General features: G+C 69.9%; 24 protein-coding genes. 10 read left to right on the plus strand and 14 right to left on the minus strand.

What is annotated here, in order from left to right; genetic code table 11:
* Positions 1-28: 28 nt before the first annotated feature.
* A complete protein-coding gene (locus tag ACRDNQ_RS14935) occupies positions 29-478 on the minus strand; it encodes a phasin, PhaP (RefSeq protein ID WP_431829487.1) in 450 nt (149 codons plus the stop codon).
* Between the two features lie 129 nt (positions 479-607).
* Positions 608-2,419 (minus strand): class I poly(R)-hydroxyalkanoic acid synthase, encoded by a 1,812-nt coding sequence (gene phaC / locus ACRDNQ_RS14940; RefSeq protein WP_431829488.1) that lies wholly within the window; start codon positions 2,417-2,419, stop codon positions 608-610.
* 132 nt (positions 2,420-2,551) lie between these two features.
* Here phaC and phaZ point away from each other — a divergent pair, with 132 nt between their 5' ends.
* Complete coding sequence (gene phaZ, locus ACRDNQ_RS14945; protein WP_431829489.1) at positions 2,552-3,820, plus strand: polyhydroxyalkanoate depolymerase; 1,269 nt, start codon at positions 2,552-2,554, stop codon at positions 3,818-3,820.
* A 19-nt stretch (positions 3,821-3,839) separates the two neighbouring features.
* Here the strand turns inward: phaZ and ACRDNQ_RS14950 are convergent, their stop codons facing one another.
* From ACRDNQ_RS14950 to ACRDNQ_RS14960, 3 genes are all read right to left on the minus strand, one after another.
* Entirely contained in the window at positions 3,840-5,099 is a 1,260-nt protein-coding gene (locus ACRDNQ_RS14950) for a SulP family inorganic anion transporter (protein WP_431829490.1), read from the minus strand.
* 89 nt (positions 5,100-5,188) lie between these two features.
* A complete protein-coding gene (locus ACRDNQ_RS14955; RefSeq protein ID WP_431829491.1) occupies positions 5,189-5,899 on the minus strand; it encodes an alpha/beta fold hydrolase in 711 nt (236 codons plus the stop codon).
* A 37-nt stretch (positions 5,900-5,936) separates the two neighbouring features.
* Positions 5,937-6,215 carry a DUF3572 domain-containing protein gene (locus ACRDNQ_RS14960; RefSeq protein WP_431829492.1) on the minus strand — a complete coding sequence of 93 codons (279 nt, stop codon included), beginning with the start codon at positions 6,213-6,215 and terminating at the stop codon, positions 5,937-5,939.
* Positions 6,216-6,329: 114 nt separating this feature from the next.
* On the opposite strand from ACRDNQ_RS14960, the gene ACRDNQ_RS14965 reads away from it, so the two are divergent.
* Positions 6,330-7,733, plus strand: coding sequence for a diguanylate cyclase (locus ACRDNQ_RS14965; protein ID WP_431829493.1), 1,404 nt, complete (start codon positions 6,330-6,332; stop codon positions 7,731-7,733).
* A 38-nt stretch (positions 7,734-7,771) separates the two neighbouring features.
* Here the strand turns inward: ACRDNQ_RS14965 and ACRDNQ_RS14970 are convergent, their stop codons facing one another.
* The 4 genes from ACRDNQ_RS14970 to ACRDNQ_RS14985 all read right to left on the minus strand — a co-directional run bounded on the left by ACRDNQ_RS14970 (position 7,772) and on the right by ACRDNQ_RS14985 (position 9,958).
* Positions 7,772-8,290 carry a periplasmic heavy metal sensor gene (locus tag ACRDNQ_RS14970; RefSeq protein ID WP_431829494.1) on the minus strand — a complete coding sequence of 173 codons (519 nt, stop codon included), beginning with the start codon at positions 8,288-8,290 and terminating at the stop codon, positions 7,772-7,774.
* Positions 8,291-8,293: 3 nt separating this feature from the next.
* Positions 8,294-8,704 (minus strand): dihydroorotate dehydrogenase, encoded by a 411-nt coding sequence (locus ACRDNQ_RS14975; RefSeq protein ID WP_431829495.1) that lies wholly within the window; start codon positions 8,702-8,704, stop codon positions 8,294-8,296.
* Positions 8,697-9,284 carry an RNA polymerase sigma factor gene (locus ACRDNQ_RS14980; RefSeq protein ID WP_431829802.1) on the minus strand — a complete coding sequence of 196 codons (588 nt, stop codon included), beginning with the start codon at positions 9,282-9,284 and terminating at the stop codon, positions 8,697-8,699. The genes ACRDNQ_RS14975 and ACRDNQ_RS14980 overlap by 8 nt, the downstream gene beginning before the upstream one ends.
* A gap of 77 nt (positions 9,285-9,361) precedes the next feature.
* Positions 9,362-9,958: an EF-hand domain-containing protein gene (locus ACRDNQ_RS14985; RefSeq protein WP_431829496.1), complete on the minus strand. Its 597-nt coding sequence runs from the start codon at positions 9,956-9,958 to the stop codon at positions 9,362-9,364.
* 248 nt (positions 9,959-10,206) lie between these two features.
* On the opposite strand from ACRDNQ_RS14985, the gene ACRDNQ_RS14990 reads away from it, so the two are divergent.
* Both ACRDNQ_RS14990 and ACRDNQ_RS14995 read left to right on the plus strand, forming a co-directional pair.
* Entirely contained in the window at positions 10,207-10,554 is a 348-nt protein-coding gene (locus ACRDNQ_RS14990; RefSeq protein ID WP_431829803.1) for a DUF983 domain-containing protein, read from the plus strand.
* Positions 10,526-11,257 carry an NUDIX hydrolase gene (locus ACRDNQ_RS14995; protein ID WP_431829497.1) on the plus strand — a complete coding sequence of 244 codons (732 nt, stop codon included), beginning with the start codon at positions 10,526-10,528 and terminating at the stop codon, positions 11,255-11,257. The genes ACRDNQ_RS14990 and ACRDNQ_RS14995 overlap by 29 nt, the downstream gene beginning before the upstream one ends.
* Positions 11,258-11,266: 9 nt before the next feature.
* On the opposite strand, the gene ACRDNQ_RS15000 is transcribed toward ACRDNQ_RS14995, so the two are convergent.
* The 4 genes from ACRDNQ_RS15000 to ACRDNQ_RS15015 all read right to left on the minus strand — a co-directional run bounded on the left by ACRDNQ_RS15000 (position 11,267) and on the right by ACRDNQ_RS15015 (position 14,300).
* Positions 11,267-12,169, minus strand: coding sequence for an EamA family transporter (locus tag ACRDNQ_RS15000; protein WP_431829498.1), 903 nt, complete (start codon positions 12,167-12,169; stop codon positions 11,267-11,269).
* Between the two features lie 71 nt (positions 12,170-12,240).
* Positions 12,241-12,786: a lipocalin family protein gene (locus ACRDNQ_RS15005; RefSeq protein ID WP_431829499.1), complete on the minus strand. Its 546-nt coding sequence runs from the start codon at positions 12,784-12,786 to the stop codon at positions 12,241-12,243.
* A 15-nt stretch (positions 12,787-12,801) separates the two neighbouring features.
* The gene (locus ACRDNQ_RS15010; RefSeq protein WP_431829500.1) at positions 12,802-13,152 is read right to left on the minus strand and encodes a hypothetical protein; all 351 of its coding nucleotides are present in this window, start codon (positions 13,150-13,152) and stop codon (positions 12,802-12,804) included.
* Between the two features lie 104 nt (positions 13,153-13,256).
* Positions 13,257-14,300 carry an aldo/keto reductase gene (locus tag ACRDNQ_RS15015; RefSeq protein WP_431829501.1) on the minus strand — a complete coding sequence of 348 codons (1,044 nt, stop codon included), beginning with the start codon at positions 14,298-14,300 and terminating at the stop codon, positions 13,257-13,259.
* A 136-nt stretch (positions 14,301-14,436) separates the two neighbouring features.
* On the opposite strand from ACRDNQ_RS15015, the gene ACRDNQ_RS15020 reads away from it, so the two are divergent.
* From ACRDNQ_RS15020 to ACRDNQ_RS15040, 5 genes are all read left to right on the plus strand, one after another.
* On the plus strand, positions 14,437-15,063 hold the full coding sequence (locus ACRDNQ_RS15020; RefSeq protein WP_431829502.1) for an ImuA family protein: 627 nt from the start codon (positions 14,437-14,439) through the stop codon (positions 15,061-15,063).
* A gap of 179 nt (positions 15,064-15,242) precedes the next feature.
* On the plus strand, positions 15,243-15,812 hold the full coding sequence (locus ACRDNQ_RS15025) for a YceI family protein (protein ID WP_431829503.1): 570 nt from the start codon (positions 15,243-15,245) through the stop codon (positions 15,810-15,812).
* A gap of 71 nt (positions 15,813-15,883) precedes the next feature.
* Positions 15,884-17,176 carry an MFS transporter gene (locus tag ACRDNQ_RS15030; protein ID WP_431829504.1) on the plus strand — a complete coding sequence of 431 codons (1,293 nt, stop codon included), beginning with the start codon at positions 15,884-15,886 and terminating at the stop codon, positions 17,174-17,176.
* Positions 17,177-17,244: 68 nt separating this feature from the next.
* Positions 17,245-18,963, plus strand: coding sequence for a methionine--tRNA ligase (metG, locus tag ACRDNQ_RS15035; RefSeq protein WP_431829505.1), 1,719 nt, complete (start codon positions 17,245-17,247; stop codon positions 18,961-18,963).
* Between the two features lie 73 nt (positions 18,964-19,036).
* Positions 19,037-19,330: a hypothetical protein gene (locus ACRDNQ_RS15040; protein ID WP_431829506.1), complete on the plus strand. Its 294-nt coding sequence runs from the start codon at positions 19,037-19,039 to the stop codon at positions 19,328-19,330.
* A gap of 37 nt (positions 19,331-19,367) precedes the next feature.
* On the opposite strand, the gene ACRDNQ_RS15045 is transcribed toward ACRDNQ_RS15040, so the two are convergent.
* Positions 19,368-21,338, minus strand: a complete 1,971-nt coding sequence (locus ACRDNQ_RS15045; protein WP_431829507.1) for a hypothetical protein — start codon at positions 21,336-21,338, stop codon at positions 19,368-19,370.
* A 232-nt stretch (positions 21,339-21,570) separates the two neighbouring features.
* Here ACRDNQ_RS15045 and ACRDNQ_RS15050 point away from each other — a divergent pair, with 232 nt between their 5' ends.
* Positions 21,571-23,130 carry an ATP-binding protein gene (locus ACRDNQ_RS15050; RefSeq protein ID WP_431829508.1) on the plus strand — a complete coding sequence of 520 codons (1,560 nt, stop codon included), beginning with the start codon at positions 21,571-21,573 and terminating at the stop codon, positions 23,128-23,130.
* Positions 23,131-23,138 lie beyond the last annotated feature (8 nt).

A 23,138-nucleotide genomic window follows, 5' to 3' on the forward strand; every position in this document is an offset into this window, starting at 1 on the left:
CGGCGATCAGATCCTGGTCACCACCTACTCACTTGGCAGCGGCAGCAGCTTTCTTGGCGGCGGCGGTCACGTCGGCGGTCGCCTTCTTGACGGCGGCGGTCGCGTCCTCGCTGATGTCCTTGCCGGTGGCGAGCATCAGTTCGACCGTCTCCATCTGGACCTTCTTCGCGACTTCGGCGAAGGCGGCCATGTTCTCGGCGGCCATTTCGGCCTGGGCCGAGGCGAAATCGGTCATCGCCTTGCCGTAGTCAGCCGGCTCTTCCTTGACGGCGGTGACGGTCGACAGCTTGGCAAGCGTGTCCTTCGTCCACTTCGCGGAAATCTCGGTCGACTTCTCGGCGGCCTCGAAGGCCACTTTCGACATCTTGTCGGCAAGGGCGGCCTGCGTCTTGAAGGCGTCCTGCATCGCGGACATGTCAACCGGGAACGCGCCCATCATGTCCTTCATCATCTTGGTGTAGTCTTGGGTCTTCGCCATTGTCTTCGCTCCACGATCCTGCGGGACCGGGCCCGCGTTTCTGCATCTGCGAAGAATATGCCTCCTGCGCCGCAGCATTTCAAGAGGGAAAATGCTGCAGTGCAGAAAATCTCTGCGGACCCTTGGAAATCAGGACTTCGGAACCTCGACCACATAGGAACCGGGCGCGTCGGCCAGGGGTTTGTGCCGGGCGTCGCCGGGCTGCCGGGCGGGAACCCGCTTGCCCGACCGCGCCTCAAGCCACGCGCCCCAGCGCGGCCACCACGATCCTTCGTGGAAGGCGGCCCCCGCGCGCCAGTCATCATGCGACAGCGTCAGGTCGTCGTTCGTGTAGTGGCCGTATTTCTTCTTGGACGGCGGGTTGATGATCCCCGCGATGTGGCCCGACTCCGACAGGATGAAGGTCTTGTCGTCCGACCCCATCTGCCGGATGCCGTCATAGCTCGATTTCCAGGCCGCGATGTGGTCGGTCTCGCAGGCGATCGCGCACAGCGGCACGTCGACATCGCCGATGCGCAACGTCTCGCCGCAGAAGTCGACGCCCTCGGGGCTGGCGAAGCGGTTCTCCTGACACAGCCAGCGCAGGTATTCCATCGCCATGCGCGCGGGCAGGTTCGTGCCGTCGCCATTCCAGAACAGCAGGTCGAAGGCGGGCGGCGCCTCGCCCATCATGTAGCTGCGGATGGCGGGCGTGTAGATCAGGTCGTTCGAGCGCAGGAAACTGAAGGTCCGGCTCATGAAGAAGGACGACAGGATGCCCCGGTCGGACACCTCGCGCTCGATCCCGTCGACGAAATCGTCGTCGAGGAACACGCCCACCTCGCCCTGGTCGCTGAAGTCGGTGAGCGTGGTGAAGAAGGTGGCGCTTTTCACCGACTTGTCCTTGCGCTTCTTCAGAAGCGACAGCACCAGCGACAGCGTGGTGCCCGCGATGCAGTAGCCCACCACGTTGACCTTCGCTTCCCCGGTGATCGCCTTCACCTCGTCGATGGCGGCCAGATAGCCCTCCTCGACATAGGTATCGAGTCCCACGTCGCGATAGCTCGGGTCGGGGTTCTTCCAGCTGACCACGAACAGCGTGAAGCCCTGATCGACGATCCAGCGGATCAGGCTGTTCTGCGGCTTGAGGTCCATGATGTAGAACTTGTTGATCCAGGGCGGGAAGATCACCAGGGGCGTCTTGTGCACGGTCTCGGTGCGCGGCGCGTACTGGATCAGCTCGAACATGCGGTTGCGGAAGACGACCTTGCCTTCGGTCGTGGCGATGTTGCCGCCGACCTGGAAGGCGTCCTTGTCGGCCAGCGTCACCAGCAGATCGCCATCGTTCGACTCGATGTCGCGCACCAGGTTCTGAAGGCCCTTCACAAGGCTTTCGCCCTCGGTCTCGACGGCCTTGGCAAGGGCTTCGGGGTTGGTGCCCAGGAAATTCGCCGGGCTGAACATGTCCATCAACTGACGGCTGAAATACTCGACCCGCTTGCGGTCCTTGTCGTCAAGCCCCTCGAGATCGGCCACGGCGTTGGCGATGGCTTCGGAGGAAAACAGGTACTGCTGCTTGAGGTAGTTGAAGTAGGGGTGCGTTTCCCACAGCGGGTTGGCGAAGCGGCGGTCCTTGGGGCTGCGGTCCTCGGGCGCGGCGATCTTGCCCTGCGCAAGCGTGTGCTGCGCCTCGACCGCGTGCTTGAGCGCCTTGCCCCAGTACGAGATCTGGTGCTCGAGTATCTTCGAGGGGTTGGCCATCATCTCGGCCATGTAGGCGGCGGCGGCCTTCATCATCAGGTCGTGGCTGGGGGCCTGAAGGCTGTGGTCCACCTGCTTCTTGTGCGCGATCGCATTGACCAGCCGTTGCGACAGTTCCTCGATCAGGACAAGGTTCTCGGCCAGCCGATCGGCGTGGCCGGGGTCCGAAGTGTCAACCTTACCCGTTTCTTCAGTTGTCATATTCGGCCTTCCGGATTACTTTGCGCCTGCAGCATCACATATGTGATCGCCATGTGTGGTGCCCGAGTTTACCGTCGCGACTTCCGGGGGGCAAAGCGACTTTTGCGCCGGGGCGTCCCGGGAAGGAGACCCATGCGCTACATGCTCACGTACGACTTCATGGAGTCGATGCGCAACACCAATCAATGGCTCGGCGCAAGCGCCAAGGCCATGGCCTCCTACCCTGCGACGGGCCTCGTGCCGCATCCGGCGTTCCAGCTGATGCGCGCCTGGGGCGAGGTGACCGAGCGCGCGTTCGAACGGATGGTCGCCAAACCCGACTGGAACGTCTCGATCGTGGTGGGCGAGGACGGGCGCGATCACCTTGTCCAGATCCAGACCGAAGTGTCGCGCCCCTTCGGGGACCTGATCCGGTTCCGCGTGACCGGACGGCCCGAAAAACCGCGCCGCGTGCTGCTGGTGGCGCCGATGTCGGGCCATTACGCGACCCTTCTGCGGTCGACCGTCAAAAGCCTTCTGGTCGACTGCGAGGTCTGGGTCACCGACTGGCACAACGCCCGCGACATTCCCGTCAGTGCCGGCAAGTTCGACATCGAGGACTACACCCTCTACCTGATGGACTTCATGCGCCACATGGGCCCCGACACCCACGTGATCGCGATCTGCCAGCCCGCGCCGCTTGCTCTGGCCGCGACCGCCTACCTGGCCGAGCTTGAACCCGACGCGCAGCCCCGCACGCTGACGCTGATCGGCGGGCCGATCGACCCCGACGCTGCCCCGACGGATGTCACCGACTTCGGGCGCCGGGTGACCATGGGCCAGCTCGAACACCTTGCGCTGCAGCGCGTGGGCTTCAAGTACCCCGGCGTCGGGCGTATGGTCTATCCGGGCCTTGCCCAGTTGACGTCGTTCGTATCGATGAACGCCGAGACCCATTCCAAGGCCTTCTTTGAACAGATCGTCCGCGTCGCCAAGGGCGAGGCGTCCGAGAACGACCGCCACAACAAGTTCTACGACGAATACCTCGCCGTGATGGACATGACCGCCGAGTTCTACCTGTCGACGGTCGAGCGTATCTTCAAGGAACGCGAGATTGCCCGGAACCGCTTCATCGTGGCCGGCCACCAGGTCGACATCGGCAAGATCAACTCGGTCGCCGTCAAGGTCGTCGAGGGCGAGAAGGACGATATCTCGGCCCCCGGCCAGTGCCTAGCCGCGCTTGACCTCTGCACCGGCCTGCCCCCCGAGAAGAAGGCGTTTCACCGCGAACCCGGCGCCGGGCACTATGGCATCTTCGCCGGCCGCAGCTGGCGAAACAACATCCGGCCGCTGGTGCTCAACTTCATCGACGCCAATTCCGGCGGTCCGCGCCGGGGCGGCCCCTTCAAGGTCGTCGGCTGACAGCGCGCGGGCGCGCGCCTCAGCGTTCCGGTGGGGTCCAGTCCGCCGGCGGAACGCCCCGCCTGCGCAGACGCAGCGCAAGGCCCAGCGCCACCCCGACGCCGATCGCCACCGTCAGGTCGGCCAGCACGGTCAGCACCAGCGTCAGCCCCATCAGCACCTGATCGGACCGACGGTCCTTCAGATAGCCGCGCCAGCGGTGCGGCTCGCTCATGTTCCAGGCGGTCAGGATCAGCAGCGCGGCCAGCGCCGGCATGGCCAGTTGCCCCGCCAGCGGCGAAGCCACAAGCAGGATGACAAGGATCGCAAGCGCATGGACGATGCCCGCGACCGGGCTGCGTGCGCCCGCGCGGATGTTGGTGGCCGTGCGCGCGATGGCGCCGGTCGCGGGCAGGCCGGCGAACAGCGCCGAGCCGATGTTCGCCGCGCCCTGGGCCAGGATCTCGGCGTTGGGGCGGTGGCGGTCGTCGATCATGCGGTCGGCGACCATGGCCGACAGAAGCGATTCGACGCCGGCGAGAAAGGCGATGATCAGGGCTGAAGGCAAAAGCTCGACCAGCCGCGCCGGGGTGATCTCGGGCAGGGCCGGCGCGGGAAGCCGGGCGGGCAGATCGCCGAAGCGCGACACGATGGTGTCGACCGGCAGCGCCATCAGCGCCACGGCGGCCGAGGTCAGCCCCACCGCCACGATCAGGCCCGGCAGGCGCGGCGCGGCGCGGCGGAAGACGACGATCAGAACCATCGTCACCAGGCCGACCGCCAGTGCCGCCGGCACGGTCTGGCCACGCGCCTCCCACAGGGCGGCAAGCTTGGGCAGGACCTCGGCCGGAACGTCGGCCCCGATGCCCAGAAGGTCCCTCAGCTGGCTCGTCGCGATGATGACGGCGATCCCGATGGTAAAGCCGTTGATGACCGGTTCGGGGACATAGCTCACCAGCCGCCCCGCCTTCAGAAACCCCGCGACGACGAGGATCACCCCGGCCATCAGCGTGGCCAGCACGAGCCCGTCATAACCGTATTCGGCGATCACCCCGAACACGACCACGATGAAGGCGCCGGTGGGCCCGCCGATCTGCACCCGGCTGCCCCCCAGAAGCGAAATCAGGAACCCCGCGACGATCGCCGTGACAAGCCCGGTGGCAGGTTCCGCGCCCGAGGCGATGGCGATCGCAAGGCTGAGCGGCAGCGCGACCATCGCCACGGTCAGCCCGGCGAAGACATCGGCCGCGAAGTCCGACGCCCGATAGCCGGGAAGCGTGCTCAGGATCTTGGGTTTCATGACGTCCGAAGGGTGGCGGCGCCGAAGGATTGTGCGAAAGCTTTCCCCGGATTGGCGGGGCATTACAAGAGGTCCCGCCGACGCCGGCGCTACTTCAGCAGAAGCGTTCCCGACAGCCAGCGTCGCAGCGCCTCGGTTGTCGCGTCAGGCTCCTCGAGCGTCGGCAGATGCCCGGCATCCTCGAGAATCTCGAGCGTCGCCCCCGGCACGAGGCCCGCCATCAGGTCGTGCCGCCGCACCGGACACAGCCCGTCGTGCCGCCCGCACAGGATCAGCGTCGGCACCTTCACGCCGCGCAGCGTCCGCTGCTGGTCGGGCCGGCGCTGCAGCGCGCGCGACTGGCGCACATAGACCCCGGGTCCCAGATCCAGCGCCATCTGCATCACGGACTTCAGCACCCTGGCCCGGCCGGGCCCTGGCGCAAGGTAGGCGGGCTTCATGTCCTCGGCCATGACTTCGGCCAGGCGCCCCGCCTTCGCGCGGGCGATCTGCGGTTCGCGGGCGGCGGCCTGCACCGGCGTCTCGCTCAGCGGCGTGGTGTCCATCAGCGCAAGCCGCGTCACCCGCATCGGCACCCGCCGCATGATCTCCATCGCGACGATCCCACCCATCGACAGGCCCGCCAGCGCGAATTTCGGCGGCGCGTGAAAGATGATCTGGTCGGCCATCGCTTCCACGGTGTCGGCACCGGTGAGGGCAGCGACCTGAACCGCACGCTCGCGCGACAGGGCCGCGATCTGCGCCGCGTAAAGACGCGCGTCGCACATCATGCCGGGAACAAGCAACAGCGGTTCGACCATCAGACGGCCCCCGCCCTGCCAAGGCGCCCCGCGCCGGTCATGTCCAATGCACGCTGTCGCCGCCCGGCAACGCCGCGCGCGCAGCGGCCGGTTCGGTGAAGGCGCGTCCCGTCGCGCGGCAGAAGCCGATCACCCAGGCATCGTCCATCAACAGGAAATCAAGGACCGAGGCCAGGAAGTCCGGCGTGTCGGCACGGCCGCGCAGGTCTGCGGGCGAGGCGCCCGTCGCGCCAAGAAAGACGCCCAGAAGGTCCTCCTGCGCCGCGATCCACGCCAGCGCCTCGGCGGCCAGCGTCTCGGCTCCCTCGCGCGTCATTGCCCTGCCCCTTTCCGGCCCAGGCGGTCGTGCCGCCGGTCGAAATCCATTCTTAACCTTTGTCAGCAAATGCTGAAGCAAACCAGATCAATTGGAGTCAAATCGGGTAAAGCGATGGCCGGCCGCATCCTCATCGTCGACGACCAGACCGGCGGGCGGCTTTGCCTGCGCGTCCGGCTGACCGAGGCACGCTATGACGTGACCGCGGCCGCGTCGGGTGCCGAGGCGCTTGCCGCGCTGGCCTCGGCGCCCGCCGACCTTGCGATCGTCGATGCCACACTGGGCGATGTGCCCGCGGCCGAGCTTTGCCGGCGGATGAAGGCCGACCCGGGCCTGCGCGACATTCCGGTGCTGATCCTGTCGGACAGCCGCGACCGCGCGGGCCGGATCGCGGCGCTTCGCGCCGGCGCCGAGGATGTCATGGCGAAGCCCGTTCTCGACGCCGCGTTGCTGGCGCGGGTGCGCAGTCTGTTGCGTGTGCGCGAGACGCGCAGCGAAACCCGGCGGCGCGACCAGACCGCCGCCGGCTTCGGCTTTGCCGAAGCGCCCGCCTCCTTCGAGGACCCCGGCCGCATCGCGCTGGTCGCGGCCGACGCCGCCACCGGCGACAGATGGCGTGACGGGCTTGGCGGCCTTGTCCCGGACCGGGTCGAGATGCTGTCGCCCGACGCCGCGCTGGACGAGGCGGACCGCGCGCGGGCGGCCGACGCCTTCGTGATCGACGCGGACCTGCCCCGCCCGGGCGGCGGGCTGTCGCTTGTCACCGATCTGCGCAGCCGCCCGGGCACGCGGCACGCCGCGATCCTCTTCGCCCATCGCGACGAGGATGCTGGCGCGGGCGCCGCGGCGCTTGATCTTGGCGCCAACGACCTTCTTCCGGTGCATGCCGATCCGGCCGAGATCGCGATCCGCCTGCGCGCCCAGCTTGACCGCAAGCGCGAATCCGACCGCCTGCGCCGCACCGTCGAGGATGGCCTGCGGCTGGCCGCCACCGACGCGCTGACCGGCCTTTTCAACCGGCGCTACGCGCTGGCCTATCTTGACCGGGTCGCGCGCGAGGCGGCGACGCGGGGCCAGCCCTATGCCGTGATGCTCGCCGACCTCGATCACTTCAAGCGCGTCAACGACACGCTCGGCCACGCCGCGGGCGATGTGGTGCTGCGCACCGTGGCCACGCGCATCCGCGACGCGCTGCGCGGCGCCGACATGGTCGCCCGGCTTGGCGGAGAGGAATTCCTGATCGTGATGCCCGAGACCGATTTCGCGCGCGCGCTGCCCGCAGCCGAACGGCTGTGCCGCGCGGTGGCCGACCAGCCGGTGCCACTTGCCCAGGGCGCGGGCGCGCAGGCCGCAAGCGTCCGGGTCACGGTCAGCATCGGGGTGGCCGTCGGCGGCGGGCCGGGCAGCGATCTGTTCGAGACGCCGCACGCGCTGATCGAAAAGGCGGACCGCGCGCTTTACCGAGCCAAGGCGCAGGGGCGAAACACCGTCACCGCCGACCGTCCCGAGGCGGCCTGAGGCGGCCTGAGGGACGTGTCCGGCCGGCCCGGCGGCCCTCAGTCGCCGTCAGAGTCGCGACGGGGGCCGCGGCGCAACGACGCTTCAAGCCGGTCGGCGAAGGCGGCACGCGCCTCGGGCGTCATCTGCGCCAGCTGTTCGACCAGCAACCGCTCGCCGATCATCTGCCGTTCGGTCGCCGCGCTGCGCTGCAACTGAAGAAGCGACTGCACCGCGAAGGGGTCGAAGGGATCGGCCCGCAGCGCGCCCAGAAGCGCCTCGAAGCGCAGGCGCAGCTCCTCGCGGTTCTGGCGCAGGGGTTCGTCCTCGCGCCGAAAGGCCTGGAACAGCGCGCGGCGATCGGCCGGCTCCAGGGCGCGGACGAAGGGCGTGGCGCCGATGTCGCGCGCGGCCTGGTCGATCCGGTCGTTGCGCGGCCCTTCGGGCGACAGCCAGGCGCCGCCGACAATCCCGAGGATCAGAAGATTGAGACCCAGCGAAGCGACAAGCGCCAGCTTGACCCAGCGCGCGGTCGGGGCGGTCTGTCGGGCGGTCTGCGAGGTCGGATCAGTGGCCATGGATCATCCGTTCCATTCGTCGGCGGCGACATAGCCGGGAAGAAGCCCGCCCAGGTCATAGGTGGCCTCGTCCGTCCCGGTGCCAAGCGTCATCGCGCCAAGGTGGGGCTGGGCATACCCGATCCACAGGCCCGCGACCGTCGCGGTGGCCAGACCCGCCACCGCCGGCCAGCCGCCGATCGCCGCCAGCCAGTCCCCCAACCAGACCCCCGACCGGCCCTGCCGGCCATTGGCACGCGCGGATGCCGGCCCGGGTCGTGCCCGCGCGGCGGCCGTCGCTTCGGCCTCGGCCGCGATGCGCGCCAGCAGGTCCACGCCCGGTTCGGGGCGCTGCGCGCGCGCGGCGGCGAAGAAGTGGTCGAGGTCCGCCGCGTCCGGCCCCGGTGCGCCTTCGTTCTGCGGTCGATCAGTCATCGTCATACCCCAATTCGGCCTTGCGACCTTCGAGCAGCGCCTGAAGCGCGCGTTTGCCCCGCGCCGTCAGACTTTCCACGGCCTCGACGCCGATGTCCATCACGGCGGCGATTTCGGGGTTGGTGAGCCCCTCGAGATGCCGCAGCACCACCGCCTCGCGCTGGCGATCGGGCAAGCGCAGAAGCGCCGCCTGAAGCGCCGCCGCCCGGTCGGCCTCGGCCAGCCGCGCCAGGGCGCCCGGATCGGGCGCGGGCGGGTCGGCGATCGCGTCGATCGGCAGCGTCCGGCCCGAACGGCGAAGCCGGTCGGTGCACAGGTTCGAGACCACGCGGTAGAGCCAGGTCGTCACCTTCGCCTCGCCCTGCCGCCAGTCGGGCGCGATCCGCCAGAGCCGCAGCATGGCCTCCTGCGCCACGTCCTCGGCCTCGGCCCGGTCGCCCAGCATGCGCGCGGCATGGGCCAGGGCGCGCGGGGTCAGGCGCAGCGTCAGCGCGCGGGCCGCGGCGACGTCGCCGTTGCCATAGGCCACCAGAAGCGCCTCGTCGGGCGCCCCGTCCAGCGCATCGTAGGACATCACCATGATCCGCGCTGCGTAGCCCGTCCGCCCGGTTCCCGCAATCGGCAGCGCGCGGCCCCAGCCCCGCGCCGCCGTCCCGCTCAGTTGCGGTGCCACCAGCCGCCATGGCCGTCGCCGCGGCCGTTGCCGTCGCCGCGGCCGTGGCCGCGACCCTCGCGCATTTCGGCCATGCGATCGGCCATGGCCTCGAATTCCGCGGCCGAGACCGCACCGTCGCCATCGGCGTCAAGCCGGGTCAGGATGCGCGCGCTCGGGCCGCTCCCGCGGGCCTCGAGCGCATCGCGGCCCAGCAGGCCATCGCCGTCGGCGTCGAGCGTGTCGAACATCGTGCCGGCCCGCTCGGCCGCGCGCGCGCTGGCCTCGGCCATGAATTCGGCGCGGCTGACCTGCCCGTCGCCGTCGGTGTCGAGCGCGGCAAAGCGTTCGGCCCGGCGCTGCTCGAAATCCTCGACGGTCAGCATGCCGTCGGCATTGGCGTCGAAGTCGGCGAAGCCGGGCCGGTCGCCCATGGCACCCATATCGCCCATCGCCCCCATGGACCCCATGCCGCCCATCATCCCCCGGTCGTCGGCCGAGGCCGCGGTGACGGCCAGGCTTCCGGCGGCAAGCGCCGTGACCGTGAGGATCATCAGAATGTCGGATTTCTTCATCGTCATCTCCAGTGTCTGTACTGACATCGCCGGCGGCGCATCGCCCGCCGATCTGAAGAGTCAAACGCGGCAGCCCGGGGAATCCGTCGCGCGACGGCGAAGTTTTTTGCGACATCGCGCCGCAAGGACACTTCGCGGGGTTTCGCCCGCGGCGCAGATGAATATGTCTGCGGCACTGGAAAGGCAGGCCCCCGATGTATGACGAGACCCGCGCCCTCGCGGCCGACCCGGCGCAGGACGATCCGCAGGCGGACACCCGCCGCGCACGCCCCGCTATGCTGCGCGGCTGGCGGCGCCGCTGTCCCGCATGCGGCCAGGGCCCGCTGCTGAAGGGCTATCTCAAGGTGCGCGACACCTGCCCGGTCTGCGGCGAGGCGTTCCACCACCACCGTGCCGACGATGGCCCGGCCTACCTGACGATCCTGATCGTCGGCCATCTCATGGCGCCGGTCCTGAAGATCGCCTATACCTCGTTCGAGCCCGATCCCCTGATCCTTGCCACCTCGCTTTCGGTTGGCTGCATCGCGGTGTCGCTCTACCTGTTGCCGCGCCTGAAGGGCGCGATCGTCGGCCTCCAGTGGGCCAAACGCATGCATGGCTTCGGGGGCGAGACGGCCTTGTGAGGCCCGCGGGAAGGAAGCCGTCTTGCCCAATACCGAGGTCCGCGACGCCGCAACCGTGATTCTCGTCCGCGACGCGGACGCGCGGCCGTCTGTTCTGATGGGCCAGCGCGGCAAGGCCGCGGCCTTCATGCCCGAGAAGTTCGTCTTTCCGGGGGGCGCGCTCGATCCCTCCGACGTGGCCGTGCCGCTGGTCGCGCCGCTTGCACCGGGCTGCGCGGCGCGGCTGGCCGACGGCTGCGCGCCGGACCTGGCCACGGCCCTGCCGGCCACCGCGATCCGCGAGTTGTGGGAGGAAACCGGCCTTGTCCTTGGCGCGTCCGGGGTCTGGGACGCGCCGCCACCCGGCTGGGCCGGCTTTGCCGCGACCGGCCACCGGCCCTCGGCACGGGGACTGTCCTTCGTCTTCCGCGCGATCACGCCGCCAGGCCGCCCGCGCCGCTTCGACGCGCGCTTCTTTCTTGCCGATGCCTCGGCGGTCCGGGGCGACCCCGACGACTTCTCGCGCGCCACGGACGAGCTTTCGGCGCTCCAGTGGGTCCCGATCGCCGAGGCGCGCCGGTTCGACCTGCCCTTCATCACCCGCGTCGTGCTGGCCGAGGTCGCGGCCCGGTTGCCCGACCTCAGGCCGCCAGCGACCGTGCCCTTCTTCCGCAACGACGACGAGGAAAGCCTGTTTCTTCGGATCGGCGGCACAGCCCCCTAGACCGGCACTTCAGGCGAGCGCCACCAGCACTACGACCGAGAGCGCCAGAAGCGCCATCCCGGCGGTTTCCCGCGCCCCGATCCGCTCGCCGAAAAGAAGGACCGAGGCGAGGATCGAGAAGATCAGCTCGACCTGGCCGAGGGCAAAGACATAGGCCGCGCTTTGCAGGGCGAAGGCCGCGAACCAGCCGTAGCTGCCCAGAACCGACAGCAGCCCGACAAGCGCTACGATGCGCCAGGCGGCAAGGACCTTCGTCACCTGACCGGGCTCGCGCCAGCGCATCCAGCCGACCATGACCAGGGTCTGGAAGGCCGTGACCAGCGCCATCGTCACCCCCGCCCGAAGGGCTACGTCGCCCGCCGGCAGCGCCAGCACCGCCCCGCGATAGCCCACTGCCGAGATCGCGAAGAACACGCCCGACGCCAGCCCCAGCGCGGCCGCGCGGTTGGTGATGCGGGCAGGCCAGCGCCCCGTCGCGCCGGGCGTCTCGGACAGAAGCAGAACCGCAACGAAGCCAAGACCAAGCGCCGCCGCCCCGACCGGCGACACCGCGTCGCCAAGGACAAGAAATCCCGCAAGCGCGGTCAGCATCACCTCGGTCTTCTTGAAGGCGATGCCGACGGCGAAATTGCGTTCGGCGAAAATCGCCACCACGCACATCGTGGCAAGGATCTGCGCCAACCCGCCGACCAGCGCGAAGCCCCAGAACCGGGGCGGGGTCGCCGGCAACGCCTGCCCGGTCGCCGCCGCGTAGGCCAGGATCCCCAGACCCACCGCGGGCGCCGAGAAGACGAAGCGCGCCAGCGTCGCGCCCGAGGTCGACAGGCCGGTGGCCTTGAGGTGGCGCTGCGCCATGAAGCGCAGCGTCTGCGCCGCGGCCGCGGCGATGGTGATCGGGATCCAGGCGTCCATCCCCGCCTCTTGCCACGGGCGCCTGCCCTGCGACAGGCGTTTCCCGTCGGTCGGGCGTCAGGGCTGGGGCGTCAGGGTTGGGGCGTCGTCCGCAGCTGTGACAGGTCGTAGCCGTTGAACTCGAGGATCCGGCGCGCCGCCTCAAGCCGGTCGGGCGGGATCTCCGGGTCCCGGTTCAGGATCCAGCCCGCCCGTCCCGAGGGCGTGCCCACCACCGCCGTGCGGTAGTCGGCATCGACCCAGAGCACCCAGTAGGGCGCGTTCACGAAGGGCACGCTGTCGAATCTGACCTCAAGCCGGCCGGGGCCGACCACGATCGCCTCGCCCGCGATCTGGCGAACGGGCCCGTTCACGACCCCTTCGCGGCAGGTGTTCAGCACGCCCAGCGTGCCGTCCGGGCGCGGGGTGTAGTCCGCTGTCGTCGCCACGCAGCCTTCCTGGAAGGGCACGGGGAAGCGGGCGATCTCGTACCAGCGCCCGGCATAGCGCGCGACGTCAAGGCTTGCCACGGACGAAATCGGCACGCTGGTATCGCGAAAGCCCTGCACGTTGGCGCAGGCGGCAAGCAGCGCCAGCGCAAGGGCGGACAGGATGGTGGCCGGTCGGAACGGGGACATGGGTCCCTCCCCTTGTCAGTCGATGCAGAGCGTCTGCGCAACGCCGTCCGAATTCAAGACCTCGTGGCAGCCGAAGAACGGCGTCACCGGCGCACAGGTGCGCGAGCGTGCCAGGCACAGCCCCCTGCAATCGCCGTCCGAGGCGCAGAACTGGTTGGCGTCGGGCGTCACCCGGTAACAGACGAAGGCGCCCGACTTGCCGCCCACGCCCCAGCGGCCGCCCTCGGCCTCGCATTCGGACTTGAGGCGGGTGGCGAGGTTCGGGTCGAAGGTTCCCGGCGCGGTCGTCGCCGGATCGTCCGACCGGCAGGACGCCAGAACCAGGGCCAGAAGGCCCAGCACAAGGGCGCGCGTCACGATTCCCATCTACGGTCCTCCACGCCCCCCAGGCGGGTCGTCCGTCTGCGCGCAGCGAACGCGATTCGGCGCGCCACGGCAAGGGCCCCCGGAGACGGCGCGGCGGACGCGGGTCAGAACGGAAGCGGATGCGCCCGATGCGCGGCCTCGATCTCGGCCAGCACCTCGGGCGACAGACCCATGGCCTCGGCCCCAAGCTGCTCGGCAAGCTGCGCGGCCGTGGTCGCCCCCAGGATCGGGATGATCGGGAAGGGCCGGGTCAGGCACCAGGCGATCGCCATCCGCACCGGATCAAGTCCGTGCCGCGCCGCGATGCCAAGATAGGCGTCGACCGCACCGAACACGCGGTCGGTCTTGCGCCCTCCCAGATCGCCATTCGTGGCCATGCGCGAGGCCGCGGGCACCGCCCCGTTCTGGTACTTGCCGGTCAGAAGTCCCGCCGCCAGCGGCGAATAGGCCAGAAGCGTGATGTCCTCGGCCAGGCAGGTCTCGGCCATGTCGGTGTCGTAAAGCCGGCAGAGAAGCGAATACTCGTTCTGCATCGCTGCGATCCGCGGCCCGCCCGTGGCCCCGGCCGCGCGCAGCCATTCCATCGTGCCCCAGGCGGTCTCGTTCGACAGGCCGAAGGCGCGGATCTTGCCCTCGGCGACAAGGTCCTTCAGCGTCTCCATCACCGCGACCATGTTGGCGCGGATCGCCGGAATGTCGCGGCCGCGCGCGTCGAAACCCCACATCTGGCGGAAATGGTACGACCCGCGGTTCGGCCAGTGCAGCTGGTAGAGATCGACGTAGTCGGTCCTGAGCCGCCGCAGCGAGGCGTCAAGCGCCGCGCGCACAGCCGCCGGCGTGACGTCCTGCCCCTGCCGGACGAAGGCCGCGTTGCGGCCGGTGATCTTGGTCGCGATCACCCAGTCGTCCCGCCGTCCGGTCTTCGCGATCCAGGACCCGACGATGGCCTCGGTCACGCCGACGGTCTCGGCGCGGACCGGGTTCACCGGGTACATCTCGGCGGTGTCCATGAAGGTGATGCCATGATCGAGCGCCATGTCGATCTGGCGGTGGGCGTCGTCCTCGCCGGTCTGGTTGCCCCAGGTCATGGTGCCAAGGCAGATCTCGGTCACCTCGATGCCGGTCCGGCCGAGTGTCGTCGTCTTCATGCTGTCCCTCGTGTCCTGCTTGTCCTGCGCGTCGCGGTCGCGGTCGCGGTCTCGGTCGCGGCGGACCCTAGCGGCCGGACACTGGAAGGCAAGGGAAAGACTTGAGAACATAAAGTGAACATTCTATCCTCCAGTCATGCCCCGTCACGCGGCCCCTCACCTTGTCGAACGCTCGGCCCGCCATCCGGCGGTGGCCGCCGCCCCGGCCCAGCGGCTTCTGGGCGCGCTGACCCTCGCCCCCGGCCGGGTGCACGAATTCTGCGGCCCTGCCCGACGCACGTTGGCACTGGCGCTGGCCCGGGCGACGACCGGGCCGGTGGTCTGGATCGCCCCGGCCTGGACGCCCGACCGCCTGAACCCCGAAGGCGTGCTGTCCTTCCTCGATCCCGGGCGGCTGCTTCTGGTCAGCCCGCGCCGGGCCGAGGACCTGCTGTGGTCGATGGAAGAGACGCTGCGCGCAGGCGCCGTGCCGCTTGTCGTGGCCGACCTGCCCGCGCCCCCCGCCCTGACCCCGGTCCGCCGTCTCCAGCTTGCCGCTGAAACCGGCGCGGCCGAGGGGGGGCTGGTGCCGCTGGGGCTGCTTCTGACCCCCGGTCGGGGTGGCGCGGCGGGGGCCGAAAGCCGGTGGGAGATCCGCCCCCGCCATCAGGGCACGACGCGGGCGGCACGGGCCTGGGCGCTTTACCGCCGCCGCGCGCGCACCGCGCCCGAGGCCGACTGGACGCTGTGCTGGGGCGCGGACGGCTTGCAGCTCGCGCCCTAGCGCGCCGTCCGCCTCCGGCGGAGGTATTTGGGGCCAGAAGACCTTCCGAAACGCCCTCGGCTTCTTCTGGCGGAAAATACCTCGGGGGTCCGGGGGCAGCGCCCCCGGCCCTTTCCCCTCCGCGCGCCGCTCACCGAAAGATGAACGACGTCGCCCCGCCGCGGCGCTAGAGTGCACCGATGCGGCTGCTCCTCGTCCTTGCCCTTCTTCTTTCCACGGCGCTTGCCGCCGCCGCGGACCCCGTGCCCTACCGCCTGCAGCCCGAACTTTCGACCGTCGGCTTCGCCTATGTCATGGCCGGGCAGCCGGTGAACGGGCGCATGCCGGTGGAAAGCGCGGAGATCGTGCTCGATTTCGACCGGCCCGCGAACAGCCGTGTCGCCGCGGTGATGCGGGCTGACCAGGCTGACGCGGGACCCGACTACGCGACGCTGGCGATGAAGGGCCCCGAGGTGCTCGACGCCGCGCGGTTTCCCGCCATCAGCTTCCGCTCGACCGGCGTCACCGAGACGCCCACCGGCGCGCTGGTGGACGGCGAGATCACGATCCGCGGCGTCACGCAGCCCATCCAGCTTCAGGCCCAGTTCTTCCGACAGCAGGGAACCGAGGCGGGCGACCGCAACCGGATGTCGATCGTCCTGAAGGGCGCGCTGAGCCGGCAGGCCTTCGGCGCGGCGGGCTTCGGCGGGCTTGTGGGCGACCGCATCGACCTGACCATCCTCGCCCGGATCGAACGCGCCGCGGGCTGACCGCCCGAACGCGGCGCTTGCGCCGGGTCGCGCTTCCGGGGCACACCGGGCGCAGGACCTTCCGGCGACACATGCGACTGCTGCTTTCCTTTTCCGCCCTCTTCCTGTCGGTCGCACTCCTGCAGCTTGGCGTGGGCGGCATCGCGCCGCTCGACGCGTTGTCGGGGGTCGCGCTCGACTTCACCACGACGCAGATCGGCCTTCTGGGCTCGGCCCATTTCGTGGGCTTCTTCCTGGGCTGCTGGTGGGCGCCCCGGCTGATGGGCGATGTCGGCCATTCCCGCGCCTTCGCCGCCTTCGTCACCTTCGGCACGATCGGCACGCTGACGCACATGATCTTCGTCGATCCCTATGCCTGGGCCCTTATGCGGATGCTCACGGGCTTCTGCGTCGCGGGTTGCTACACGATCATCGAAAGCTGGCTTCAGGCCCGCGTCACGAACGAGACGCGCGGCCGCGCCATGGGCACCTACCGTGTCGTCGATATCCTGGCCTCGCTTGGCGCGCAGCTTCTGATCGGGGTGCTCGAACCGGCCGCCTACGTCTCGTACAACGTGCTTGCGATCTTCTGCTGCGCCGCCATGCTGCCGTTCGCGCTGACCCGTGTGCGCGAACCCGAAACGCCCCCGGCCCCCCGCCTGCGCCCGCGCCTGGCCTGGGACCGGTCACCCCTGGCGTCGGCCGGGGTGATCGTCTCGGGCGTCACTACCTCCGCGTTCCGGATGGTCGGGCCGGTCTACGGGATCGAGGTGGGGCTCAGCGCCGACCAGATCGCCCTCTTCCTTGCCGCCTTCGTGGCCGGCGGCGCGCTCAGCCAGTACCCCGCGGGCTGGGCGGCGGACGCCTACGACCGGCGCTGGGTGCTGATCTGGCTGTCGATCCTGGCAACCGCATCCTGCGCGGTGACGGTGCTAGTCAGCGGGGCCGGGACGCTGCCCGTGTTCGCGGCGGCCGCGTTGTTCGGCGCGACGACCTTTCCGATCTACTCGGTCGCGACGGCCCATGCCCATGACTTCGCGGAAAGCCACGAACGGGTCGAGCTTTCGGCCGCGCTCATGTTCCTCTACGCGGTTGGCGCCATCGCCTCGCCGCTGGTGGTGTCGGGCCTCATCGCCACGTTCGGGCCCGGGGCGATGTTCGCCTTCGTCTCGGCCGCGCATCTCCTGCTGATCGTCTTCGGGCTTCTGCGCATGCGCCAGCGTCCGGCCGCGACGCGCACGCGCTATGTCTATTCGCCGCGGACCTCGTTCGTGATCGGCCGGCTGCTGGGCCGCCAGCGGGAAGAGCCCGCCCGCGGCGCCCCGCCGCCGGACGACGAACCGCCCGCGGCGCCGGGGGGTGGCAGGGGTCAAGGTCGGGGGTGACGGGCGGGGGTGACGGGCCGCGCGGCTTGGGCTAAGGAACCGCCCTGTCAGCATCAGGCAAGGGCCCCATGGCACGCATCCTCATCACCTCGGCGATCCCCTACATCAACGGGATCAAGCATCTGGGCAATCTTGTCGGCAGCCAGCTGCCCGCCGACCTTTATGCCCGCTACATGCGCGGCCGCGGCCACGAGGTGCTGTTTCTCTGCGCCACAGACGAGCACGGCACCCCGGCCGAGCTTGCCGCCGCGAAGGCCGGACTGCCGGTGGCGGAGTACTGCGCGCGGATGCACGAGGTCCAGAAAGAGCTGTCCGAGGGCTTTCGGCTGAGCTTCGACAAGTTCGGACGCTCGTCAAGCCCGCAGAACCACCGCCTGACCCAGCATTTCGCCGGCCGGCTCGCCGACAACGGACTGATCGGGGAAGTGATCGAAAAGCAGGTCTATTCGGTGGCCGACGGCCGCTTCCTGCCCGACCGCTACATCGAGGGCACCTGCCCCAACTGCGGCTATGACAAGGCGCGCGGCGACCAGTGCGAGAACTGCACCAAGCAGCTTGACCCCACCGACCTGATCAACCCGCGCTCGGCCATCTCGGGATCGACCGACCTCGAGGTTCGTGAGACGAAGCACCTCTACCTGCGCCAGTCGGCGCTGCGCAGGGACCTGTCGGACTGGATCGACAGCAAGACCGACTGGCCGATCCTGACCACCTCGATCGCCCGCAAGTGGCTGGACGACGGCGCCGGGCTTCAGGACCGCGGGATCACGCGCGATCTCGACTGGGGCATCCCGGTCAGGCGCGGCGACGCGGACTGGCCGGGGATGGAGGGGAAGGTCTTCTACGTCTGGTTCGACGCGCCGATCGAATACATCGCCTGCGCGAAGGAATGGTCCGATGAACAGGGCCGCCCCGACGCCGACTGGGAGCGCTGGTGGCGCACCGACAAGGGCGCGGACGACGTGCGTTACGTCCAGTTCATGGGCAAGGACAACGTGCCCTTCCACACCCTGAGCTTTCCCGCCACGATCATCGGATCTAGCGAGCCGTGGAAGCTTGTCGATTACATCAAGTCGTTCAACTACCTCAATTACGACGGCGGCCAGTTCTCGACCAGCCAGGGCCGCGGCGTCTTCATGGACCAGGCCCTGTCGATCCTGCCCGCCGACTATTGGCGCTGGTGGCTTCTGAGCCATGCCCCCGAAAGCTCGGACAGCGAATTCACCTGGGAAAACTTCCAGGCCAGCGTGAACAAGGACCTTGCCGACGTCCTGGGCAACTTCGTCAGCCGGGTGACCAAGTTCTGCCGCTCGAAGTTCGGCGAAGAGGTGCCGGCGGGCGGCGCGTGGGGCGACGAGGAGGCCGCCCTGATCGACCGGCTGAAGACCGAGCTTGCGGCCTACGAAGGCCACATGGAGGCGATCGAGGTGCGCAAGGCGGCCGCATCGCTGCGGGCGCTTTGGGTGCTGGGCAACGAATACCTGCAATCCGCCGCGCCCTGGACGGCGGTCAAGACCGACCCGGATCGGGCGGCGGCGATCACGCGGCTCGCGCTCAATCTCATCCGCTTCTACGCGGTGATCTCGCGCCCGTTCATCCCCGACGCGTCCGACGCGATGCTGGCGGCGATGCAGACCGACGATGCGGACTGGCCCGAGGATGTGGACACGGCGCTGACCGCGCTGCCCCCGGGCCACGCCTTCACCGTGCCCGAGGTGCTGTTTCGCAAGATCACCGACGAGGAACGCGCCGACTGGCAGTCGCGCTTCGCGGGCGTGCGGACCTGACCCCGGCTTGGGACTTGGGCTTTTTGTCCGCCGGTGCTATGCCTGACCGGTCAAACGTGAAGGGAACACCGGCATGAGGCGCAGCCTGGCAATCATTGCCCTTGCCCTTGCGATGCCGTCGCAAACGGTCGCGCAGGCAGGGTCTGAGGACGCACTCGAGCGCGCACGCGCGGTCGACGCCTGCGCGGGGCGCCCGGTGCTGTCGGCAGAATATGCCGAGGGCGGGCGTCTCAACGTGACCTGCGGCGAAGGCGACGGCGGCGGCGGTGGCCTGTCCGCGGGGGGCGGAGGCGCGATCCTTGGCGTGCTGCTTCTTCTTGGCCTCGCGGCCGGGGGCGGCGGCGGGTCGTCGGACGCAACCAACTGAGACGGCCTGGCACGGCGCGCACCGTGCCCGCGTCACGTCACGGCCAGGCGCAGCGCCCATCCACGATCGGAACGCGGATCGCGCCCGGCGTTCCGGGCTCTCCGCGCCAGCAGTAGCCAACGGGCTGCGGCGGCGGAGGCGGCGCCGGTGCGGGCGCGGGTGCGGGCGCGGCGCGCACCGCGACCGGGGCGCGGACCGGCTCGGGCGCAGGCGCGGGTTCCCCCTTGAGCCAGACCTCGACGGTTCCCTCGGGCGGCTGCGGCCGGAACCCGGTGAAATCGCGCGCGGGCCCGCCCACCGCATCGGCGATCAGCGCAGCGGCGGCGGCATCCTCGGGGTGGTAGAAGCGCACTTGCGTCTGGCGGATCGTGACCCCGACCTGGGCCGGGTCGCGGCTGAGGTATCCGGTCGCCCCGATCCGTTCCAGCACCGCATCTGCCCCACCCGGCGCCGCGTCGCGCGGGACCAGGATGTGCACAAGCACTGCATCTGCCCGCGGCGGCGGAACGGCAGCCGGCGCGGCCGCGGGCGTGTCGGCGGGCCCGTCCGGCGCGGCTGAAGAGGCCACCGCCTCGGGCTGTGTCTCCTCTGGCCGGGCCTCATCTACTAGCGCCGGGGCGGCGGTCGGCAGGGGCGCAGGGGCGTCGACCGACAGCGCGGGGGCGGCCTCGGCGATGGGCGCCGCGACGGGGGAGAGGGCCAACGGCCGGGGCGCGGGAAGGGCCAGGGTGAGCGGTGCAAGTTCGGGCGCTGCGTCGCCCTCGGGCAGCCCCGCGAAGGCGGCAGGAACCAGCGCCGCGACGACACCGCCGGCCGGATCGGGCAGCCGGGCCGGGATCGCCTCGGCCAACGGCGGGACAAGCGCGGCAGACCCCGTGGGCGTGGCTTGCGGCGCGGCGGCTGAAGGGCGGGCAAGGCCCACGACCTCTGCTCCGTCCGGCACCTGGGGTCCCGGCCGCGCCGACGGCGCACTGACCTGCGCGCGCACCCCCAGCCCCGCGAGGACCGGATCATCGGGCGGCAGAAGCGGTGGCGGCGCGAAACTGCGCGGGGCGCGCGCATCGACCAGGCCGGCCAGCGCTCCGGCGACCGAGGGCTCGGCTGCGGGAGGTGCGCCCAGAGCAATCGCATTCAGCGCCGCAAGGTCGATCGCGCGCGGCGGATCAAGCACGACCTCGGGTTGCGGGGTCGCCTCGTCCTGAAGAGAGGCCGCTTCGGTGGGCTGAGCGGCAGGCGAAGCGGGGGGCGCACTGACCGGCGGCGCGGGCGGCGGGGTCATCACCGGCTCGGCCGCCTCGGCCAAGGGCGCGGGCGCGGGCGTTGCGGCGGTAGGTGCCGTCACCGGGGCATCGGCGCCGCCCGACGGCTGGGCGGCATCAGGTCCCAGACCCGCCTCACCGCCCATGAAAAGCACCCCAAGCGCCACGAGACCGCCGATGGCAAAGCCTCCGACAAGCGCAAGAGGGCCGACCCGCCGCCGGCGGGCAAGCGTTTGGGTCTCGGGATCGGGCGCGCGCTCCACCGGGAACTCCAGCGGTAGCGGCGGCTGCGTCTGCGGCGTTCCCGAGGCCGCCGCGACCGCCGACTCGAAGCTTGACGCGGGCCGGTCGGGGGCATCGGGGGCATCGGAGTCGGGCAGCGCCTCGGGCGACCTGGGCACAAGACGCAGGACACGGCTCGCGGGCTGGGCGGGTGGCGCCGGCGGTTGCCCCTGGACCTGCGTGGGAACCTGCACCGGGTCCTGCACGCTCGGCTGCGGAGCGGCATCCGAGGGAACATCGGCAGCGGGGCCCAGCGGCCCCGCGCCCTCGTCCTCCCAGGGACGGCGCGAGATCAGGGTCTGCCCCGGAGCCTCGCCGCGCGCCCGCTTTTCGGACAGCACCTGCGCCCGCCGCGCCCGTGCCGCCTCGAGCCGCTTGTCCCAGCGCGCCTGGCGCAGCGGGTCGTCGTCCGCCCGCCGGTCGGACGGGCGCTGCCGGATCACGCGCGAGATCTTGTCGTCGGACATAACCAAAGCTCCGGGCGTCCGTGCCCCCGGGAACGTTCAGCGCCTGCCGCCGCCGGTCCCCACGACGTCTGCCCATCATGCGTCAAAGCCGTGGCCGATGACAATCGGCCAGCGTCGCCGACGGCCCCTCGCCTGCGACAATCTTCCACCCACGCGCCGGGAAGAATTACCTTGGGTTGTAGGTGTTAAACTCACTATACTTCCGATTGTATTTCGGCAGCGGATCATGGTCGTGCCCGACAAACTCATCGACTACTGGGCCTCGACCCCGGGCGCCGGCGGGGCGTTCCCTGCGTTCCTCGCCTCGGCGCCAGTCTTCATGGAAGTGCTGGCACCGGACGGGACCATCCTTGCCGTCAGCTATTTCTGGGCCGCGTTCCTGGGCCATACACCCGACGAGATGCTGGGACGACCCGGCACGGCCTTCCTTGGCGAAGGCCAAACCACCTGGACGCCCCGGTTCGACGCAAGCGGGCATTGCCACGACGTCCCGCTCGACGCCCGCCGCAAGGACGGCACCATTGTCCCGATGCTGTTCTCGGCCACGAAGATATCGGACGCCGAAGGCCGGCACCTGCACAGCGTCGCGATCCTGTTCGACAATTCGCGCGCCAAGGCCGTGGAACGCGAACTCGTGCGCACGGCGCGGGCCGCCGAAGAGGCAAGCCGCGCCAAGTCGCGCTTCCTTGCCGCGATGAGCCACGAGATCCGAACGCCCATGAACGCGATCATGGGGTTCGCGCAACTTCTGCGGCTGTCCTCGCTTGACGCCAAGCGCACCTCGCATGTCGACGCGATCCTGAAGGCGGGCGGCGTGCTGATGAACCTGCTGACCGATCTTCTGGACCTCAGCCATCTCGAGGAGGGGCGGATGCGCATCGACGCCCGTCCCATCGACCTTTTCGTGCTGATCGACCAGATCGCCGACTGGTGGCATTCAAGCGCGCAGAACAAGGGACTGAAGCTGTCGGTCACGGTCGACCGCGCCCTGCCCCGCTTCGTGCGGGCCGACCCGACCCGGTTGCAGCAGGTGCTCAACAACTTCCTTGGCAACGCCGTGAAGTTCACCGAGACCGGCCATGTCGCGCTGAAGGTCGACCAGGTCGCGCGCGACGGCGATGCGACGCGCCTTCGCTTCGAGGTCGAGGACACCGGCCCTGGCATGACGCCCGACCAGATCGACCGCCTGTTCAAGCCCTTCGTGCAGATCGAGACCGACTTCGGCAAGGATCGCGGAGGCTGGGGGCTTGGCCTGTCGATCTGCGCCAATATCGCGCGCCGCCTCGACGCCGAGATCGGCGTGACCAGCACCCCCGGCGAAGGATCGGTGTTCTTCTTCGAGGTGACCTTGCCCCTGGCGCCGACGGCCGCCCCGGACCGGGCCGAACCCGTGCCCCCGCAGAAACGCGCCACGCGTCCCCTGTCGGTGCTTCTGGCCGAGGACGATATCCTGAACCAGGCGATGATGCGCGACTTCCTCGAGGGGCTTGGGCACAAGGTCACGATCGCCTCGAACGGGTTCCAGGCGGTCGAGGCGGCCATGCGCACGCCCTACGACCTGATCCTGATGGATGTCATGATGCCGGGCATGGACGGCGTCAGTGCCGCCGAACAGATCCGCGCGGGCGAGGCGCCGATGTGCGACGTTCCGATCATCGCCTGCAGCGCCCATGTCGGCGACGAGGCGCAAGAGAAATACGCCCGCGTCGGCATGCACGACTTCCTGCCCAAGCCGATCGACCGGCACCGGCTCGAGGCGGCTCTCGACCGCGTCGCGCGCGCCGCCGGATAGGTCCGGCG

This window comes from Saliniferula longa (assembly GCF_050789285.1).
GTDB lineage: Bacteria > Pseudomonadota > Alphaproteobacteria > Rhodobacterales > Rhodobacteraceae > CAVPWP01.

Coding starts and splice junctions, on each gene's coding strand:
- phaC (WP_431829488.1), bottom strand. CDS start 2,419: ATGACAACTGAAGAAACGGGTAAGGTTGACACTTCGGACCCCGGCCAC.
- ACRDNQ_RS14950 (WP_431829490.1), bottom strand. CDS start 5,099: ATGAAACCCAAGATCCTGAGCACGCTTCCCGGCTATCGGGCGTCGGAC.
- ACRDNQ_RS14970 (WP_431829494.1), bottom strand. CDS start 8,290: ATGGCCACTGATCCGACCTCGCAGACCGCCCGACAGACCGCCCCGACC.
- metG (WP_431829505.1), top strand. CDS start 17,245: ATGGCACGCATCCTCATCACCTCGGCGATCCCCTACATCAACGGGATC.
- ACRDNQ_RS14985 (WP_431829496.1), bottom strand. CDS start 9,958: ATGTCAGTACAGACACTGGAGATGACGATGAAGAAATCCGACATTCTG.
- phaZ (WP_431829489.1), top strand. CDS start 2,552: ATGCGCTACATGCTCACGTACGACTTCATGGAGTCGATGCGCAACACC.
- ACRDNQ_RS15045 (WP_431829507.1), bottom strand. CDS start 21,338: ATGTCCGACGACAAGATCTCGCGCGTGATCCGGCAGCGCCCGTCCGAC.
- ACRDNQ_RS14980 (WP_431829802.1), bottom strand. CDS start 9,284: ATGGTGATGTCCTACGATGCGCTGGACGGGGCGCCCGACGAGGCGCTT.
- ACRDNQ_RS15010 (WP_431829500.1), bottom strand. CDS start 13,152: ATGGGAATCGTGACGCGCGCCCTTGTGCTGGGCCTTCTGGCCCTGGTT.
- ACRDNQ_RS15025 (WP_431829503.1), top strand. CDS start 15,243: ATGCGGCTGCTCCTCGTCCTTGCCCTTCTTCTTTCCACGGCGCTTGCC.
- ACRDNQ_RS15040 (WP_431829506.1), top strand. CDS start 19,037: ATGAGGCGCAGCCTGGCAATCATTGCCCTTGCCCTTGCGATGCCGTCG.
- ACRDNQ_RS15015 (WP_431829501.1), bottom strand. CDS start 14,300: ATGAAGACGACGACACTCGGCCGGACCGGCATCGAGGTGACCGAGATC.
- ACRDNQ_RS15020 (WP_431829502.1), top strand. CDS start 14,437: ATGCCCCGTCACGCGGCCCCTCACCTTGTCGAACGCTCGGCCCGCCAT.
- ACRDNQ_RS14995 (WP_431829497.1), top strand. CDS start 10,526: ATGGCTTCGGGGGCGAGACGGCCTTGTGAGGCCCGCGGGAAGGAAGCC.
- ACRDNQ_RS14955 (WP_431829491.1), bottom strand. CDS start 5,899: ATGGTCGAACCGCTGTTGCTTGTTCCCGGCATGATGTGCGACGCGCGT.
- ACRDNQ_RS14990 (WP_431829803.1), top strand. CDS start 10,207: ATGCTGCGCGGCTGGCGGCGCCGCTGTCCCGCATGCGGCCAGGGCCCG.
- ACRDNQ_RS14965 (WP_431829493.1), top strand. CDS start 6,330: ATGGCCGGCCGCATCCTCATCGTCGACGACCAGACCGGCGGGCGGCTT.
- ACRDNQ_RS15000 (WP_431829498.1), bottom strand. CDS start 12,169: ATGGACGCCTGGATCCCGATCACCATCGCCGCGGCCGCGGCGCAGACG.
- ACRDNQ_RS15005 (WP_431829499.1), bottom strand. CDS start 12,786: ATGTCCCCGTTCCGACCGGCCACCATCCTGTCCGCCCTTGCGCTGGCG.
- ACRDNQ_RS14960 (WP_431829492.1), bottom strand. CDS start 6,215: ATGACGCGCGAGGGAGCCGAGACGCTGGCCGCCGAGGCGCTGGCGTGG.
- ACRDNQ_RS14935 (WP_431829487.1), bottom strand. CDS start 478: ATGGCGAAGACCCAAGACTACACCAAGATGATGAAGGACATGATGGGC.
- ACRDNQ_RS14975 (WP_431829495.1), bottom strand. CDS start 8,704: ATGACTGATCGACCGCAGAACGAAGGCGCACCGGGGCCGGACGCGGCG.
- ACRDNQ_RS15030 (WP_431829504.1), top strand. CDS start 15,884: ATGCGACTGCTGCTTTCCTTTTCCGCCCTCTTCCTGTCGGTCGCACTC.